Origin of the sequence: Runella aurantiaca (assembly GCF_003339505.1) — a bacterium.
GTDB classification, from domain to species: domain Bacteria; phylum Bacteroidota; class Bacteroidia; order Cytophagales; family Spirosomataceae; genus Runella; species Runella aurantiaca.
This window is the reverse complement of the sequence record NZ_QPIW01000018.1, coordinates 1-17,582: the sequence shown is the minus strand read 5'-3', so window position 1 is coordinate 17,582 and position 17,582 is coordinate 1. Positions and strand designations below refer to the sequence as shown.

Below are 17,582 nucleotides of genomic sequence, written 5' to 3'. Positions count from 1 at the left end.
TAAGGCACGGCTCCGTTGGCTATTTTTAATCTTTCTTCACACTGCTTCCGCCCGATACATTGGAGCGTACTTCTGGACCACCACGGTAGCGCAAACTGCTGCCGCCGCTTGCATCTACTTTCAAGGATTTATCAACCGACACATGGGCACTGCTTGCACCAGAAAGGCCCAAGTCAACATTATCCACCAAGTAATCAAAAGCATTTAACTTAGAGGCCCCCGACAAATCGCCAATCAGACTTAGGCCCTGTCCGCGTAGGGTCAAATTGGAAGCTCCCGAAAGGTCAATATCTACGCGTTCCCAGTCGCCGTCAATCGTTGATTTTGATGCGCCCGACAATTCAACTTCCAAATCACGGGTATTGGTAAAGCCGTCAATGGTTGAAACGGTGGCACCTGAAAAATCGACGCCCCGCAAAACAGGCATCGTAATGTCGACGTCCATGTCATAGCGCCGAACCCGATAATTACGGTAGCCAATGACCAACTTGCCACTACGGTCTACAAACACTTCTAAGTCGTCAATATCGCGGCGGTCACCGCGTACAAAAACACTAAACTGGCCCGATTGGCGCACCTTTACATCGAAGGCGCTACCCATTTCCAACCGGTCAAAATCGCGGAGGTCGAAGGTTTCACTGTCAGGATTTTTAGGGTCCAAACGAGCATCGCCATCAATAAAAACGCAGGATTGAAGGGCAAAAATAAAAAAGACAAAACTTGCCAATCGGGCAGAAACAACACGTAACTTTTTCATGACTGTTATGGTATTAATTAAACTGTTTTGAACCTATGACAACTTACATTTAATCTTCCCCCATACTACACTGAAAAAATATTCTCTTTTTTTTAGTGGCAACACCTCACTTGAAAAACATCAAAAAAAAATACACGCCTCGCGTAGGGGTAAACTTTGGTTCGCTTGTCCTACCTAAAATGCGGTTCCAACCATCATTTTCAACAACTCGTCACAAAAACGGCCCTATCGTTAAGGGTAAAGCGTTAACTTTGCCCCAAAACGATTCGTCATTTCGTGCAATTATCGGATACACAAATACTTATAGCCATTGGGCAGGGAAATGAAGGGGTTTTCGAACAGGTGTTTCGAAAGCACTACGGTAGCCTATGCGCCTACGGACGTTCGATTTTGCGGGATGCTGACGAAGCGGAGGAAATTGTCCAAACCGTGTTTGTGAACATTTGGGAAAAACGAGCTGAGATTGAAATTACCCAATCGTTGAAATCGTATTTGTACCGGGCAGTGCATAATCATTGCCTCAACCGAATCAAACACCAAAAAGTAAGGGATGAACACCAACAATACGCCACGTATCACCAAGAAACCACGTATGAATCGGTAAGCCAAACGGTCTATAAAAATGAGTTGGAACAACAGTTATCGATAGCCATTGAAAAACTGCCCGAACAATGCCGAATCATTTTTAAATTGAGCCGTTTTGATGAACTAAAATACCAAGAGATTGCCGACCAACTGGGGCTTTCGGTCAAAACCATCGAAAACCAAATTGGAAAAGCCCTGAAAATATTACGAACTGAGCTTGCTGATTACTTACCCGTTTTGATTTGGTTGGGTTTAACCGACTGCTTATGATTGACAACTACTAAATGAATTCGAACGTACATATTCCTGACGATTTGCTGGCGCGTTACGTGGCAGGGGAAACCACCCCCGACGAAACCCGTCAGGTAAAAGCGTGGCTAAGCCTATCGGCGGGTCGTGAGGAAGAATTGCTTCGTTTTCAGAAAATATGGGAAGCGGCAGAAAGTATAAAACCCGTTGCCGAAGTCGACGTAGATGCCGCTTGGAAAAAAGTCAGTGGTCGATTTACAGCTCAACCTTCAACGCAAGCTGTGAACGATTCGGAAGTCGCCGCACAAAATCCGCTTCCGTTTACAATCCACAAAAACGACGGCGACATTCGGCCGCTTCGTTCAGGAAAATCGCCTTCCAACTTCCGTTTTTGGCGGGCGGCGGCGAGCATTTTAATCGTAATGGGCCTTGGTTGGTTTGGGTACCGTTTTTTTGAAAAAGCAAACGAACCTGCCATTGCCAACGTCTTAAAAACCCAGCAAAAAACCACCGAGCAAACATTACCCGACGGAACAAAGGTTTTTTTGAATCACAACACAACCCTTTCGTACGCCGATGATTTTGGGCAGGATACGCGTACGGTTATGCTGAAAGGGGAAGCTTATTTTGACGTAAAACGCGACGAAAATCACCCCTTTATCATTAAAGCCAACGGAACGAAAGTCAAGGTTTTGGGCACATCTTTTAACGTACGTGCTTACGACCAAAAAGTAAACGTTGCGGTAACGAGCGGAAAAGTGCAGTTTTCGACGCCAAAAGCCAAAACACTGTTGGTTAAAGATGAAACGGCCACCGCCCAAGCCGATACCATCATCAAACTTCCTGCCGTCGATTTGAACGCAATGGCGTACCGTACCAAAGTGTTTGTCTTTGACAAAACAAACTTAGGCGATGTGGTTGCATCGCTACGAGAAGGTTACCAAACCGACATTCAACTGAGCGGTCGTTTAAAAAATTGCCAATTAACGGCTCGCTTCGAACGCGAAAGTCTGGACGCTACCCTGAGCGTCATTGCCGAAACGCTTCACCTGCAAGTCACCCGAAAAGGGCAAACCATCCTGCTCGACGGGCAGGGTTGTCCGTAAAAAACACTAGCCATGAAACACGTATTGACTCTCAACATCTTCCGCTTTCTCAACTTGCGGAGCCGCGTAACTTACGTCATTTTTCTTTTAACCTTTGGGTTTAGCAGTTCGTTGAGCTACGCTCAGAAAGCCTCGATTCTAGACCGAGCCATTACGGTACGGGTCACCAACGAGCGCCTCGAAGAAGTGTTACGGGTGATTGGCGAACGGGGCAATTTTAGTTTTTCGTATAATCCCAACGAGTTTGATTTGAATCGACGCGTTACGCTCAATGCCGCTGGAAAAGCCATTCGTCAGGTGTTGGACGAAATATTTAAGGGGGGGGCCGCCTACAAAGAGCGACGTGGGCACATTATTCTCCAAAAAATCGCTGAATTGCCTGCCGAAAAACCCCAAGACATCATCATCAACGGCTACGTTTTTGACCGCGCTACGGGCGAGCGAATTCCCCAGGTCAGTATTTTTGAAAAACGTACTCTAGCATCCGCCGTAACCAATCAGGCAGGATACTATCGTCTAAAAATCCCCGCCACCCTTGCCAATCCGCGTCTGGAGGTTCGCAAAGAGCGTTATTTTGGTTCTAGCATTGGGGTCACCGAACGCTCTTTGGACATTAGTTTGGTACAAATGCCGCTTGATGACCGATTACAGGCGGTTGCACCGCAGCTCAAGACGATTTCTCGCCCCGCAACCGATACCTTAATCGTTCGTGTTCCCACCGTACAACCGATATTAATCGCCTCAAATGATACAGCACTTGCCACGGCCAAACCCAAGCGAATCAATTTAGATAACGTTGAAAAAACCTTTGTCGATGCCTTTGCCACGGCTAAACAGGCGGTTCACATTCAAAACGTACGAGATACGCTTTATCGACCGTTTCAGGTTTCATTGCTCCCGTTTATCGGGACCAACCACGTCATGAGCGGAAACGTTGTCAATTCAATGTCTTTTAATATCATCGCGGGCTATTCCTTGGGCGTCAACGCCTTGGAAGTGGGTGGTTTTGCCAACCTTGTCCGTTGGAATGTACACGGCGCTCAATTTGCAGGCTTTGCCAATTTGGTGGGTCGGAACGTATACGGAGTGCAGGCGTCAGGCTTTGCCAATGCCGTTTTAAAAAATGTTGAAGGTATGCAATTGGCGGGATTTGCCAATGCCACGGGAGGCAATCACAGCGGGGTTCAGGTGGCGGGATTTGCCAACTTAACGGGTCAAAATTTTTATAACGGCTTCCAAAGCGCTGGTTTTGCGAGTGTTACAATGGGCAAAATGTACGGCTGGCAGATGAGTGGCTTTGCCAACGTAACGCTAGGCAACATGCACGGCTGGCAGATAAGCGGATTTGGCAACGTAGCACTCAGGAAATTTCGCGGTGTTCAGATAAGTCCTTTTATAAATTACGCCACCATCCATGAAAAAGGGCTCCAATTAGGGGTATTCAATTATGCTGACTCATCAGGTGCTGTTCCCATCGGAATATTCAGTTTTGTACGGCGCAACGGGTATCGTCGTTTTGAAATCAGTACTGACGAGCTTAATTACGCCAACCTTACCTTCAAAACGGGCGTTCGGCGTTTGTACAATATTGTCACCATCGGCGGCAGTTTCGGCATCGCCGATAAACCCCTCTACACCTTTGGCTATGGCCTTGGCACCGCTATTAACTTCGGGCGCGGCTGGATGACCAACTTCGACCTCACCGCCAATAAAATCATGGAAGCCACCAATCGCTTCGATACATCCAATGGCCATTTTTACCGGGCAAGTTTAGGACTTGAAAAAAGAATCGCACGCGGGGTGGCCCTCTTCGGCGCGGCCTCTCTCACGGCCATGACAGCCCAACCTGGTTATCTAAAAGTAGACAAGTCAACTCTGTATCAAGTCTTTCCAAACACAACACTTCGCAATGGCCTTGATTTGACAAATTGGGTAGGTTTTCAGGCGGGTTTAAGGATTATGAACCGTTAACAATCGTTAACCAAACATTCAGTGACAAGTTAAAATACCCGCGTCTAAACGTCGTTAAGTGATAAAACAACTCTAGACATGATGCCAACTTTACGTAACTTTTTTATTGTTTAATTAACCATCTTCTGACAAAATGAAAAGATTACGTCATCTATTAACCGCCCTTTCAGTAGTATGTGTAGGTTTATCGACCCACGCACAAGTATCCATTGGGGCACGCGGAGGAGTATCACTTGCTAAAACCACAGGCAACGGCGGATTTATCGAAAATTTTACGGGCAACCTTGATTATATCGTGAGCGGCAACGGTGCTATTTTCTTAAAAGTGCCAATTGCGGGCGGCTTATCGTTTCGTCCTGAGCTTGGGTACAAGCAAAGCGGAGCGGGGATTTCTTCCAATAATCTGCTGGATCTCATCGGCGTAAATATCCCGTTGGGTGGAAGCATCAAGCAGCGCCTTACCTACATTCAGGCACCTATGTTGTTCCAATACGATTTTGGATACGAAGACAGCCCCGTCCAACCTTACCTTATTGCAGGGCCAACGTTCAATTATCTGGCCGATGGAAAAATCGTTTCGCGGGCGGATTTGATTTTATTTCAAACCCAACCTACACGGACAAAAATTGGCTTGGGGACGTTTAACCGCTTTGAAGTAGGAGCTGCGGGCGGTGTGGGCCTTAGTTTTACGGTAGGAAACAGTAAAATATTTGTTGAAGGTCGTTACGAGCGCGGCCTCACTCGACTCTACGACACCCCACTTGTTAGGGTTCCCGTTCATAACCAAAGTTTCAGTGTTTTGGCGGGATTTGCAATACCTCTCGGACAGTAGATAAGTGTGAAGCGAGGTTGCTCACAACCTCGCTAATGAAAAATTGCATAAAAAAACCGCCTCTCATCAAGGCGGTTTTTTTATGTTACCAAAAGACTAAAGTTATTTTTTCAGCCAAGTATATAAATAAGCTACGGCGTGAATAGCGGCAAAAATCAAAGAGAAATAAAACAGGGGAGCATCTCCCTCAATTGATTGATTGTGGTGTACAAAAGCGACCACCCCCAACACTGCGGCAAGCGCCAATCCTGACAAACACACTATCTTAAAATCTCCTTTTAAGGTTCCTACTCCCGTAGACAACTTACTATTGTGGATACCGTACCATAGATAGATATCGAAACCGATAATCATCCACACAATCAAACGAATCCAAGTATCTAATGGCAAAAATGCCATCATAAAGAAACAGGTAACAACGCCCAAAATAGGAACCAACGGCACCAAAGGTGTCACAAAAGCCCGGGGAGCATTTGGCATCTGCTTGCGCATTACGATGATACCGAGGCACACCAGAATAAAGGCAAACAAAGTACCGATACTGGTCATCTCGCCCACCACCCTTGCTGGAATAAATGCCGCAAACAAACTCACAAACAGCATAAACATGGCATTGCTCTTGACTGGCGTCTGGAATTTAGGATGAACGCTTGAAAAGATTTTTGGCAACAATCCATCTTTACTCATACTGAAGAATACGCGCGTTTGGCCCATGAGCATTACCAGAATAACCGAAGCATACCCCGCCAAAATCGCCACTATAATCGCCCGGTTCAACCAAGGATAATCCGGCACAATCACTCCTGCGGCATTGGGCGTTCCCATGTGCTCAATGGCTACTGCAACTGGCGCAATCCCGTCCTGCCCTTTGAAAGAAGTATAACTTGTTACACCCGTCATGACGTGAGCAAACAAAATATAGAGAATCGTACAAATCGCCAAGGAAGCCAAAATACCGATAGGCATATCCTTGCGCGGGTTTTTAGCCTCTTGGGCGGCGGTACTTACCGCATCAAATCCAATGTAGGCGAAAAACACAATAGCCGCCGCTCGAATAATACCACTGAATCCATATTCACCAAAGGTGCCAGTATTGTCAGGAATATAAGGAACATAGTTATCGGTATTGATATATTTCCAACCCAAAACGATGAAAATAATCACAACCGTTACTTTCAAAGCTACAATGATACCATTTACGGTAGCACTTTCCTGTGTTCCTTTCATGAGTAACAAACTCATCAGAACAACAATAAATACGGCAGGAAGGTTGATAAGCCCGCCATCCCAAGGTCCAACCGTAAGCGCAACGGGTAAGTGAACATCAAAGCCTTCTAAGAATTTTATTAAATATCGGCTCCAACTGATACTTACCGTGGCGGCCCCTACGGCATACTCCAACACTAAATCCCAGCCGATAATCCACGCGATGAACTCCCCCATGGTAGCATAAGAATAGGTATAGGCACTACCAGCCACTGGAATCATGGAGGCAAATTCGGCATAGCACAACCCAGCAAAAGCACAACCGAATGCAGCCACTATAAAAGAAATGGTAATGGCGGGTCCAGCCTGATTGGCGGCCGCTCCCCCTGTAATTGAAAATAACCCCGCGCCAATAATCGCTCCAATACCAAGAGCAATCAAGCTGCCGGGGCCAAGTGTACGTTTTAGTTGGTTACCTTCACCCGAAGACTCATTCATGAGTTTATCTAAGGGCTTTCTAGTCCAAAGTTGATTTGCCATGCTCGATTAGGTTAGAAATTTTAACAATAAGGTACTATCTGTTTGTGAATGAAATGGAATTGAAAAATACGCTCTTATTGGGTTGTTACCAAACAAATGCAAGGTAAACTTATTTTAAGGCAAAATAAAAGTGGTTAGTGGAATGACGAATGATTTGCTGAATAACAATCCAACTTTTCATGCAACATTCACGACTAACCACTTTGAGTTACTCTATTTTTTTAAAGAAGGCTTAATCAAAGGTGCTTTCTTTTCTTTCTTTACTTTCTCTTTTTCCTCTTCTTCTTCCTGCGGCATCTCTACTTGCTGCAAGCCACCACGAGGAGTATCAGGGAAATCAGAAATCAAACGAGCAGGTGCAGCTTTTTTCGAGTCACCCAATGCTTCATCTTTGGCTTGGTCGCGGGTCAATGAATCTACTACGATTGGCGTAGCCACAAACAACGAAGAATACGTACCCACGATTACCCCAATCAACATAGCAAAGGAGAATCCGCGAATTACCTCTCCACCAAAAATGAATAATACAATCAACACAAACATCGTCGAAAGACCCGTTACGGCAGTACGGCTAAGCGTACTGTTCAAGGCGTTGTTGATGATGGCTGGAATTGTTTCTTTCTTACCTTTATTGTCTCTCAAATATTCACGAACCCGGTCAAAAACCACGACAGTATCGTTCATTGAATAACCCATAATCGTCAGAACCGCCCCAATAAATGCTTGGTCAACATCCAATGAGAAAGGTAGCAAACCGTTGAAGATAGAGAATACCGCCAAAATAACGAGAACGTCGTGGAACAGAGCCACAATAGCCCCCCAAACGAACGCAACCTTACGGAATCGAATAAAAATGTATATCGATACCACCAGCACCGCCAATAAAATCGATTTCAAGGAAGTCATAATCAAGTCAAACGCAATCGTCGGCCCTACTTTTTGTGAACTTTGAATGGTTGCCTTATTGTTAGGCAACTTACTTAATCCTTCGTTCAATTTGGCTTCGGCCTGTTTATCGGCATCTGGTGTGGTGGCATCAGCCAAAAAGCTGGTCGTTACTTTTACCTGCTCATTGGCTCCGATACCGATTCCCCCAAATGTTTTTACTTCAGGAGCAGCACCAAACACTCCCGTCAAAATCTCACGAACTTCGGAAGTCTCAACTCCTTTTTCAAAACGGACAACGTAACTACGGCCGCCTTTGAAGTCAACCCCCAACCCAAATCCTTTGAAAATGACAGAGATAATTCCTAATCCGATAATGACCGAAGAAATAATATAATACACACGACGACGTGATACGAAGTCGAAGTTGGCATCTTTGAACAAGTTTTGCGACCATGAAGCGAAAAATTCAATCTTACGGCCTTTACCAACCCACCATTCTAAAATCAAACGAGATACAAACAATGCCGCAAACAACGACGTCAGGATACCAATCACGAGGGTCGTGGCAAAACCTAAAATCAAGCCTGTACCCAAGAAGAAAAGGATAATACCCGTCAATAAAGTCGTTACGTTTGAGTCAAGAATAGAAGAAAGTGAGTTTTTGAAACCATCCGAAATCGCTAATTTCAATTCTTTACCCGCTGCCAATTCTTCCTTGATACGTTCAAACACCAACACGTTGGCATCCACCGCCATACCAATCGTCAACACGATACCCGCAATACCTGGCAGGGTAAGGATTGCTCCCAACGAAGCCATAATCCCCATCAGGAAAAACAGGTTGATAACCAACGCCACGTCGGCAATCATTCCCGCCTTGTTGTAGTAGATGACCATGAAAATCAATACAACCAACAAACCTACCAACGAGGAAATTACCCCTGCACTAACTGATTCTGAACCCAATGTAGCTCCTACGATGGCCTCTTCCACGATAGTGGTCGGCGCAGGAAGCTTACCTGCTTTGAGCACGTTGGCCATGTCTTTGGTTTCATCAATGGTAAAGCTACCCGTGATGCTTGAGTTTCCGTTAGGAATTTCATTTTGCACGTTTGGTGCGGTATATACAAATCCGTCCAAAATAATGGCTACTGGACGGCCAATGTTAGCAGCAGTCAGGTTTTTCCATTTACGGGCTCCTTCGGCGTTCATACGCATCGACACTTCTGGACGACCGCGGTCATCGTAGTTGTTACCCGTTGCATCTACAATCACATCCCCTTCCAACGGCGCCTGTCCGTTGGCTTTCTTAATAAAGTAAATACCAACGATTTCGTTACGCTTGTCAGTCGTCTCAACTCCTTTGCGGTCCCACATAATAACGGCATCAGAAGGAAACATCGCCTTTACTTCTGTACGGGCCAAAAGCTCATTGGCACGGGCAGTGTCTTTGGCATACACACCTAGTTGACCTTGAGAAATTGGCACAAACAAACTAGCAAGACCTGTTTGGTTAGCGGTTGTATCTTTTGAGGTAGAATCTGTTTTTACCCCTTTGGCCAACTGAGCCGCCAATCCACCCGCTTTTGAAGTATCGGCAGCGGAAGTGCCTTTTTCAGCGATTTTCTTTTCCAAATCCAACTGTGTCAGATAAGCACCCAATGCATTAAGCGCTGGCGAAACTTCATCCAATGTGTATACTTCACAGAATTCAAGCTTGGCAGAACCTGTCAAAAGTCGACGCACACGCTCGGGGTTATCTACCCCTGGCAACTCAATCAGAATACGGCCTGAACCCGGCAAACGTTGGATGTTAGGGTTGGCTACCCCAAATTTATCCACGCGCTGTTGAATGATTTGGAACGCACGGCTCGTAGCTCCGTCCACTTCTTCTTTCAAAAACTTCGTTACTTCGCTGTCCGATGAGCTATTGCTAATTTTACCACGATTGGTGCTATTAGAGAAAATTTGCGCCAAAGTTGCGCTTGGAGCCACCTTTTTGTAAGAACTTACAAACAAGTCTACATAATTAGACTGGCTCGATTTCTGCGCCTCAGTGGCCTGTTTGAGTGCTTCGTTAAACTGACTGTTGCGCGCATTTCCGCCCGCCAATCCTTTCAAAATATCGGTGGGAGCTACTTCAAGCACCACGTGCATACCTCCCTGTAAATCAAGACCTAATCCTAACTCACGTTGGGTAACTTCCTGATACGTACTTCCCAAATAAACGGGCTCGCGACGAAGTGAGTCGAGATAACGCTCTTTTTTCTTTTGGTCTACAAGACCATCTTTTGCCGTAGCGTAGGTTTCAGCATCTTTACGAATCCCGCGCGCTACAAACGTGAAGGACAGATAATAGATACTCAATACCGCAACAACTACGGTCAAAATCCAAATGCCAAGTCTGTTTTGCATTGTTTTATTGAAGTAAATAAATGATTGAAATAAATATTTGTGAAACGATAGAGGGGTTTTATCCCCGTAAAGGGCCTTAGGACATGCCCCAAAATGAAAATACAATGTGCTTTCACAACTGCACAGTGAATCGAAGTGACAAAATCACCGTCATTTTCGCCTCAACTAAGGCGCATTAATCGCAATAAAATGTCCGAATACATTTCGGAAAAAGGAGAAGAAGTAATAAAAGATGTCAAACCGCTTTGGAAGGGCATTGGTGCCGGGCAGTTCGACACTAAAAATAGTAGGTAAAAAATAAAAGGATTGCTCAAAATCAAACGAAACCGCAGGAGCCACGACTGCCACCAACGACATTTCCTGCACCACAGGCCGTTCTTGGTTGGCTTTTTTGCTTTTAGAAGTTTCTTCAGAAACAGGCTTCTTGACAGCGGCTTTGGGCAACAACAACGACTTACCTGCAGTAGCTGTTATTAATAACAGCAGCGCCAAGGCAGCGGAAGTCAGTTGTGTAAAAAACCTGCGTTGTTTCATTTCTTTGGTTTAAGCACCGTTTCAACCTATAATGGTCTACGGTTTTAAAGGGCTCGCAAAGTTCGTACCATTTTTTTTGCAAAACAAGAGCCGCTTCGTTTTAGATTATCAATTTTGTCTAGCTATTTCTCTGAAATATCATACAAACTCAAAATACACCCCTATTTTCATGCAATCAGCCTCGTTATTTTTTTTGTGCGTGCGTACAAAAAACGCACGCACCGACGCATTTCGTTGGTTATGTATGCATTTATTGGATAATAATCCTTTGCTTTGAACCGACAATACGACATCAAAAATTTTCGTTTTACTGAAACATTGTTTTCGTTTGTGGTGTATAACGAGAACACTTAAAAAAGAATGCTATGAATCTGATGAAGTCAATTACCTCCTTTATATTTTGTCTTTTTGCTTTCACCTTTTTGTTTTCGTGCACACGCCCCGTCACTACCTCCGACGGTGGTTTAGGCATCCCTATCAAACTGGCCAAAGCAGATTATCCCATTGATGTATTTTACGAAAACCAACCTACCACCCGTCTTTATACCCCCATTGGCCCTGTCAAAGTTGAGAAGGAAGTCCCCCTTAGTGAGCGACAAACCAAGGAAGGGCGAATGCTATTTAGAGGAAACGACGAAGATCAAAAACGGGCGTTGCTCGACCAACTTATCTTGCAGGGTGTAGGCATGGGCGCCCACGCGCTCGTCAACGTAAAATACCAATACTATACTGCCAAAGATTATCAGGGTTTTGTGATGACAGGCACGGCGGTGAAGTACGGAAATCAGTAAGGGGTTGTGTTAAAGCTTCTCTATGAAGGTTTTGAGAAACACGGCGGCGAGCCATCCTGCCTGCTTCACCGCCGTGTGGTTGGTGTTGAGAAACCAACCACACGGTTGCTCACAACCCCATTTATTTATATCATTTTTAATGCGCTTCCAACCAGTTATTCCCCAATCCTATCCCAGTATCCATTTTAACGGGAAGCGGAATGGCATTGACCATTAACTCTTTTACGTGCTGGCTCAATAGCTCTACCTCGTCGCGGTGAGCATCAAACACCAATTCATCGTGTACCTGAAGAATCATCTTAGAGCGGAGTTTCTCTTTTTTCAGGAAATCGTGAATATTAATCATGGCCACTTTTATCATATCGGCCGCCGAGCCTTGGATGGGGGCGTTGATGGCGTTGCGCTCGGCAAAACTCCGCGTCGTTTGGTTCTGAGAATCAATATCAGCCAAATACCGTCGACGCCCCAGAATGGTTTCTACGTATTTGTTTTCCCGGGCTTTGTTAATCGATAAATCCATGAATGTTTTTACGGCGGGGAATTCTTCAAAATAGGCACGGATTATTTCGCCGGCTTCGCCACGCGGAATCCCCAACCGTTGGGCCAACCCAAACGCTGAGATACCGTAGATAATGCCAAAATTGACCATTTTTGCCTTGCGTCTCATATCAGAAGTAACGTCAGCAAGCTCCACTTTAAATACCTTACTGGCAGTACTGGCGTGAATGTCTAAGCCTTGGTTAAACGCCTCCAACATAGTAGCATCCTGACTGAAAGCCGCCATAATTCGCAATTCGATTTGGGAATAATCGGCCGAAAGAATCACAAACTCGTCGCTATACGGCACAAAAGCTTTGCGAATTTCGCGCCCTCTCGGCGTTCGAATCGGAATATTTTGGAGGTTTGGATTGGTACTACTCAAACGCCCCGTAGCCGCTACGGCTTGATTAAAGGAGGTATGAATTCGACCCGTTTTGGCATTAATCAATAATGGCAAGGCATCGACATAGGTAGACTTCAGTTTTTGCAGCTCGCGATAATCCAAAATTTTACGCGCTATTTCGTGCTCAGCTTCCAAGTCCGACAGAATATCCTCGCCCGTCGCATATTGACCCGTTGCCGTTTTTTTAGGCTTTTTAATCAATTGCATTTTTTCAAACAACACCACGCCCAATTGTTTCGGCGAAGAAATATTGAACTCCTCTCCCGCCAATTGATAGATGTCTTTTTCTACCAATTTCATATCCGTCTCCAACACGCCCGACATTTCTTTTAGGGCATTCATGTCTACTTTAATCCCTTCGCGCTCCATCCCCGCCAACACAGGTACCAGCCGAACTTCCACCCCTCTGAAAAGTTTTTCCGCCTGATTTTCAATCAATATCGGGTTCAGTTTTTCTTTCAATTGTAGCGTTACGTCGGCATCTTCGGCGGCGTATTCTACCAACTTTTCGATGTCAACATCCCGCATCGTAAGCTGTTTAGGGCCTTTTTTGCCAATTAATGCCTCAATCGAAACGGGCTCATAATTCAGGTACGAATTAGCCAAAATATCCATATTATGGCGCTTATCTGGTTCAATCAGGTAATGCGCCAGCATGGTATCATAAATGGGTCCCCGAATCTCAATCCCGTAGTTTTGAAGAACGAGCAGGTCGTATTTAAGGTTTTGGGCGATTTTCTCAATCTTTTCATCTTCCAACACCGCCCTAAAATCTTCCACTACCTTTTGAGCCTCTTCGCGGTCAGCCGGAACGCTCACGTAAAACGCCTCGCCTTTTTGGTAGGCAAACGACATTCCTACCAATTCGGCATCAATGGCATCTAGGGAGTTGGTCTCGGTATCAAAGCAAAAAGCCTCTTGCAAACTCAGATAATACGCCAACGACTGCCGCAACTCGGGGGTATCAACCAAATGATAGCGGTGGAGCGTATTGGCTACCGTGCGGCGCTCCGAAGAAAATTCGGGCGTTTGAAACGGCAACTCGCTTTCCGAAGACGTTACTGGTTTGTTTTGAGCGTTGCTTTCGGGCGTAGGAGCACTTTCTCCAAACAAACTAAGTTGGCCTTTTTTATCAGCCGAAGAAGCAGCGGCCGACAAGTTAGTTAGTTTGACATCGGTGGCATCTTCGCCCAACATACTTTTACGCAACGTGCGAAATTCCAACTCATCCAGCAATGCCGACAGCATATCACGATCGGGCTCACACATGAGGAGGTCTTCTTCGTGAAATTCAATCGGTACATTTATATCAATGGTGGCCAAATGCTTTGACAAAATGGCTTTATCGGCACCTTCGATGACTTTTTCTTTGAGTTTTCCCGCTAGTTTGTGAGTATTGACCAACAGGTTTTCGATAGAGCCAAACTCTTCAATTAGTTTTTGAGCGGTCTTTTCTCCCACACCCGGAATCCCCGGAATGTTATCCACCGCATCGCCCTGCAAACCCAGCATATCCACCACCTGACTGATATCTTTGACCCCCCAACGCGCGCACACTTCGGCAGGCCCCATGATTTCAACGCCTTTGCCCATGATGGCGGGTTTATACAGGTAAATATGTTCCTCAACCAACTGACCGTAGTCTTTGTCGGGCGTCATCATAAACACTTCAAATCCTGAGCGAGCGGCCTTTTTAGCAAGCGTTCCCACCACATCATCTGCTTCATAGCCATCTACCTCCAACACAGGAATACACATAGCTTTCAGCAATCGCTTCACGTACGGAACCGCGATGGTAATGTCTTCGGGTTGCTGCTGCCGTTGGGCTTTGTAGGCCTCAAACTGTACGTGACGAAATGTAGGCTTGGGCGTATCAAATGCTACCCCCAAGTGCGTTGGTTTTTCGTTTTTTAAAACTTCCCGCAAGGTGTTCAAAAAACCAAATACGGCACTTGTATTCAACCCTTTAGAAGTAATTCTGGGAGCTTTAAGAAAGGCGAAATGGGCACGATAAATCAGCGCAAAGGCATCTAAAAGAAACAGTTTTTTGTCAGGCTTCATGGGTCATTTAATGAGTAAATGATGCAAAGAAAGGAAAGTTTAACGGGATTTTTGATTTTTCTAACGAGTTGTTAAACTACCTATGGCGTTTGTGCGTTATTTTTATGCACTATCTGTACATTACGACTCGCACTCTGTAAAAGTAACATGGAAAATCCAATCCAAAACGATCGCCGCACCGTACGGTTGCCGATTTTATTGAGTATTACGTTAGCCGCTGGGGTATTTCTGGGCGCTACGTTTTTTGGGGGAAGCAAGGGAATCACTGACGTGGCCCGAGGCTATACCAAATTCAAAGAGGTTCTTCAACTGATTGATAATAACTACGTTGACACGGTCAATACCGACGAGCTGGTGGATTATTCTATCACTAAAATGCTCGAAAAGCTCGACCCACACACCTATTATTTCAACCCCAAAGATGCCGTTGCGGCTCGTTCTCAGCTAGAAAGCGGGTTTGACGGAATCGGTATAGAATTCAACTTGTACAAAGACACCGTATATGTGGTTTCTCCACTCGTAGGCGGCCCTTCCGAAGCGGCTGGTATTCAAAGTGGCGATAAGATTTTGAAAGTCAATAACGAAGTCTTTACGGGAACAAAGGTTGACAATGCTTTTATTTTTTCTAAGCTGCGCGGACCACGCGGCAGCGAAGTTAAAATCGAGATTTTACGCAGAGGTGTGCCTAAACCCTTGGCTTTTCAACTGAAACGAGACCGGATTCCTACCTATTCGGTAGATGCTTCCTACATGATTGATAAAGAAACAGGATACGTTAAAGTGACCCGTTTTTCTGAATCCACCTACGACGAGTTTAAAAATGCCATAAGCAGCCTCAAGACCCAAGGAATGAAAAAACTACTGTTGGATTTGAGAGGCAATCCAGGCGGCTACATGGACCGTGCCACCAACATGGTGGACGAATTGATTTCGGGCGATAAAATGATTGTGTATACCGACGGCAAAGATGACCGGTATGACCGCCAAACCCGCACCAAGAACGTGGGCATGTTTGAGAACGGAAGCGTGGTAGTCCTCATCGACGAAGGCAGTGCTTCGGCCTCTGAAATTGTAGCGGGGGCATTGCAGGACCACGACCGCGCTTTGATTGTGGGTCGACGCTCGTTTGGAAAAGGGTTGGTGCAAATGCCCGTCAATTTATCGGATGGCTCCGAACTGCGTCTGACTATTTCCCGTTATTTTACTCCGAGTGGTCGCAGTATCCAAAAACCTTACACCCACGGTGATGTAGAAAGTTACGAAAAAGACATCAAAAATCGTTTTTCACACGGAGAGCTTTTCGTTGCTGACAGCATCAAAAACAACCCCAAACTCCAGTTCCGTACGGATGCAGGGCGGGTCGTTTATGGCGGCGGCGGAATCACCCCCGATGTGTTTGTGCCCCGCGATACCAGCATGATGACGCCGTATTTGTATGAATTATTTGGCAAAAACATCGTTCGCGATTATGCCGTACGATACGTGGGCGAAAATAAAAAGCAGTTGGAAAAACTTACTTTTGCTGACTACCTCAAAAACTTCACCCCAAGCGAGGCAGACATGGAGATTATTCTTCGCAATGCCAATAACGACGACATTAAGTTTAACGAACAAGAATACAAGCGCTCAAAGCCTTATATCCGTACTTACTTGAAAGCGATGATTGGGCGTTATGCCTACCAAAAACGCGATAAAGCGGGCTTAAATAATGAATTTTACCAAGTAATGTCCGACTTAGACGAAGGCTATAAAAAAGCAGTAACCCTTTTTGACGAAGCCGAAAAACTGTCGCGCACGAGTGTAAGCTTAAAAGACGGCAAAAAGTAAGTTTGCGAATCCTCAGGTTATTGTAGATTTTTGTTAGAAGTTCTTTAATAAAGTCTGCAATAACCTATTTTTTTGCCCATGCTCGCCAAATCTGTCAACTTTTCCCGCACAACCATCACGGAATTAATGATTCCTTCGTACGCCAACTTCGGTGGCAAAATCCACGGAGGAATTTTGTTATCACTCATGGACAAAGTGGCTTATGTGTGCGCTTCCAAGCACGCAGGCACGTATGTAGTGACAGTATCGGTCGAAGGCGTCAACTTTCTCCAACCCATCGAAGTCGGGCAATTGGTATCACTCCACGCCTCCATCAATTACGTAGGTCGCAGTTCGATGGTAGTGGGTATCAGGGTGATTGCGGAAGATGTTAGAACAGGTGTTCAAAAACATACCAATACCTCCTATTTTACAATGGTTGCCAAGGACGACGAAGGAAAGCCCACCGAAGTACCTCCGCTCAGCCTCGAAACCAAAGAAGATACACGGCGATTTTTGGAAGCCATCAAACGCAAAGAACTGAAAACCACCTACGCGGGTGAATTCGACAATGAGAAAACGCGGATGAAATTGGAGGAGAATTTGCATCTGCTCAAAAATGAGCGATGTATTGTTAACCATGACGCCCAAAGTTCATAAACTCGCGCATCCCAATCTACAAAGGCTATTCCGAAGCTTTTTGGATTTTTTCTCGCCTATTTCTCTTTAGGCTAAAAACAAGAAACCCGTCGCTGATAACGACGGGTTTTCTTAGGCTTCCCTTGGAAATTACTTTGGACTTTGTTTTTCTTTAAAAACCCCAGCTAACTATTGCTGGGGTTTTTAACTTTTGATTAACTTACCACAGAATAATACAACATTTACAAATTTTTCATCT

General features: G+C 45.3%; 12 protein-coding genes. 7 read left to right on the top strand and 5 right to left on the bottom strand.

The window, feature by feature from the left end:
* Positions 1 to 25: 25 nt before the first annotated feature.
* Positions 26 to 757 carry a head GIN domain-containing protein gene (locus DVG78_RS19515; protein WP_114462730.1) on the bottom strand — a complete coding sequence of 244 codons (732 nt, stop codon included), beginning with the start codon at positions 755 to 757 and terminating at the stop codon, positions 26 to 28.
* Positions 758 to 1,033: 276 nt separating this feature from the next.
* Here DVG78_RS19515 and DVG78_RS19510 point away from each other — a divergent pair, with 276 nt between their 5' ends.
* The 4 genes from DVG78_RS19510 to DVG78_RS19495 all read left to right on the top strand — a co-directional run bounded on the left by DVG78_RS19510 (position 1,034) and on the right by DVG78_RS19495 (position 5,500).
* Positions 1,034 to 1,612 carry an RNA polymerase sigma-70 factor gene (locus DVG78_RS19510; protein ID WP_114462729.1) on the top strand — a complete coding sequence of 193 codons (579 nt, stop codon included), beginning with the start codon at positions 1,034 to 1,036 and terminating at the stop codon, positions 1,610 to 1,612.
* 14 nt (positions 1,613 to 1,626) lie between these two features.
* Positions 1,627 to 2,697 (top strand): FecR domain-containing protein, encoded by a 1,071-nt coding sequence (locus tag DVG78_RS19505; protein WP_114462728.1) that lies wholly within the window; start codon positions 1,627 to 1,629, stop codon positions 2,695 to 2,697.
* Between the two features lie 12 nt (positions 2,698 to 2,709).
* Positions 2,710 to 4,668, top strand: a complete 1,959-nt coding sequence (locus DVG78_RS19500) for an STN and carboxypeptidase regulatory-like domain-containing protein (RefSeq protein WP_114462727.1) — start codon at positions 2,710 to 2,712, stop codon at positions 4,666 to 4,668.
* A 133-nt stretch (positions 4,669 to 4,801) separates the two neighbouring features.
* Positions 4,802 to 5,500, top strand: coding sequence for a porin family protein (locus tag DVG78_RS19495; protein ID WP_114462726.1), 699 nt, complete (start codon positions 4,802 to 4,804; stop codon positions 5,498 to 5,500).
* Positions 5,501 to 5,602: 102 nt separating this feature from the next.
* On the opposite strand, the gene DVG78_RS19490 is transcribed toward DVG78_RS19495, so the two are convergent.
* The 3 genes from DVG78_RS19490 to DVG78_RS19480 form a co-directional block, all read right to left on the bottom strand.
* Positions 5,603 to 7,246 (bottom strand): amino acid permease, encoded by a 1,644-nt coding sequence (locus DVG78_RS19490; protein WP_114462725.1) that lies wholly within the window; start codon positions 7,244 to 7,246, stop codon positions 5,603 to 5,605.
* A gap of 213 nt (positions 7,247 to 7,459) precedes the next feature.
* Positions 7,460 to 10,549, bottom strand: a complete 3,090-nt coding sequence (gene secDF, locus DVG78_RS19485; RefSeq protein WP_114462808.1) for a protein translocase subunit SecDF — start codon at positions 10,547 to 10,549, stop codon at positions 7,460 to 7,462.
* 165 nt (positions 10,550 to 10,714) lie between these two features.
* Positions 10,715 to 11,083 carry a hypothetical protein gene (locus DVG78_RS19480; RefSeq protein ID WP_114462724.1) on the bottom strand — a complete coding sequence of 123 codons (369 nt, stop codon included), beginning with the start codon at positions 11,081 to 11,083 and terminating at the stop codon, positions 10,715 to 10,717.
* A 365-nt stretch (positions 11,084 to 11,448) separates the two neighbouring features.
* Here DVG78_RS19480 and DVG78_RS19470 point away from each other — a divergent pair, with 365 nt between their 5' ends.
* Entirely contained in the window at positions 11,449 to 11,874 is a 426-nt protein-coding gene (locus tag DVG78_RS19470; RefSeq protein WP_114462722.1) for a hypothetical protein, read from the top strand.
* Positions 11,875 to 12,010: 136 nt separating this feature from the next.
* On the opposite strand, the gene polA is transcribed toward DVG78_RS19470, so the two are convergent.
* Positions 12,011 to 14,878: a DNA polymerase I gene (polA, locus tag DVG78_RS19465; protein WP_114462721.1), complete on the bottom strand. Its 2,868-nt coding sequence runs from the start codon at positions 14,876 to 14,878 to the stop codon at positions 12,011 to 12,013.
* 147 nt (positions 14,879 to 15,025) lie between these two features.
* Between polA and DVG78_RS19460 the strand changes: the two genes are divergently transcribed.
* Both DVG78_RS19460 and DVG78_RS19455 read left to right on the top strand, forming a co-directional pair.
* Positions 15,026 to 16,705, top strand: a complete 1,680-nt coding sequence (locus DVG78_RS19460) for a S41 family peptidase (RefSeq protein ID WP_114462720.1) — start codon at positions 15,026 to 15,028, stop codon at positions 16,703 to 16,705.
* Between the two features lie 78 nt (positions 16,706 to 16,783).
* Positions 16,784 to 17,344, top strand: coding sequence for an acyl-CoA thioesterase (locus DVG78_RS19455; RefSeq protein ID WP_114462719.1), 561 nt, complete (start codon positions 16,784 to 16,786; stop codon positions 17,342 to 17,344).
* The last annotated feature ends 238 nt before the right edge of the window (positions 17,345 to 17,582 follow it).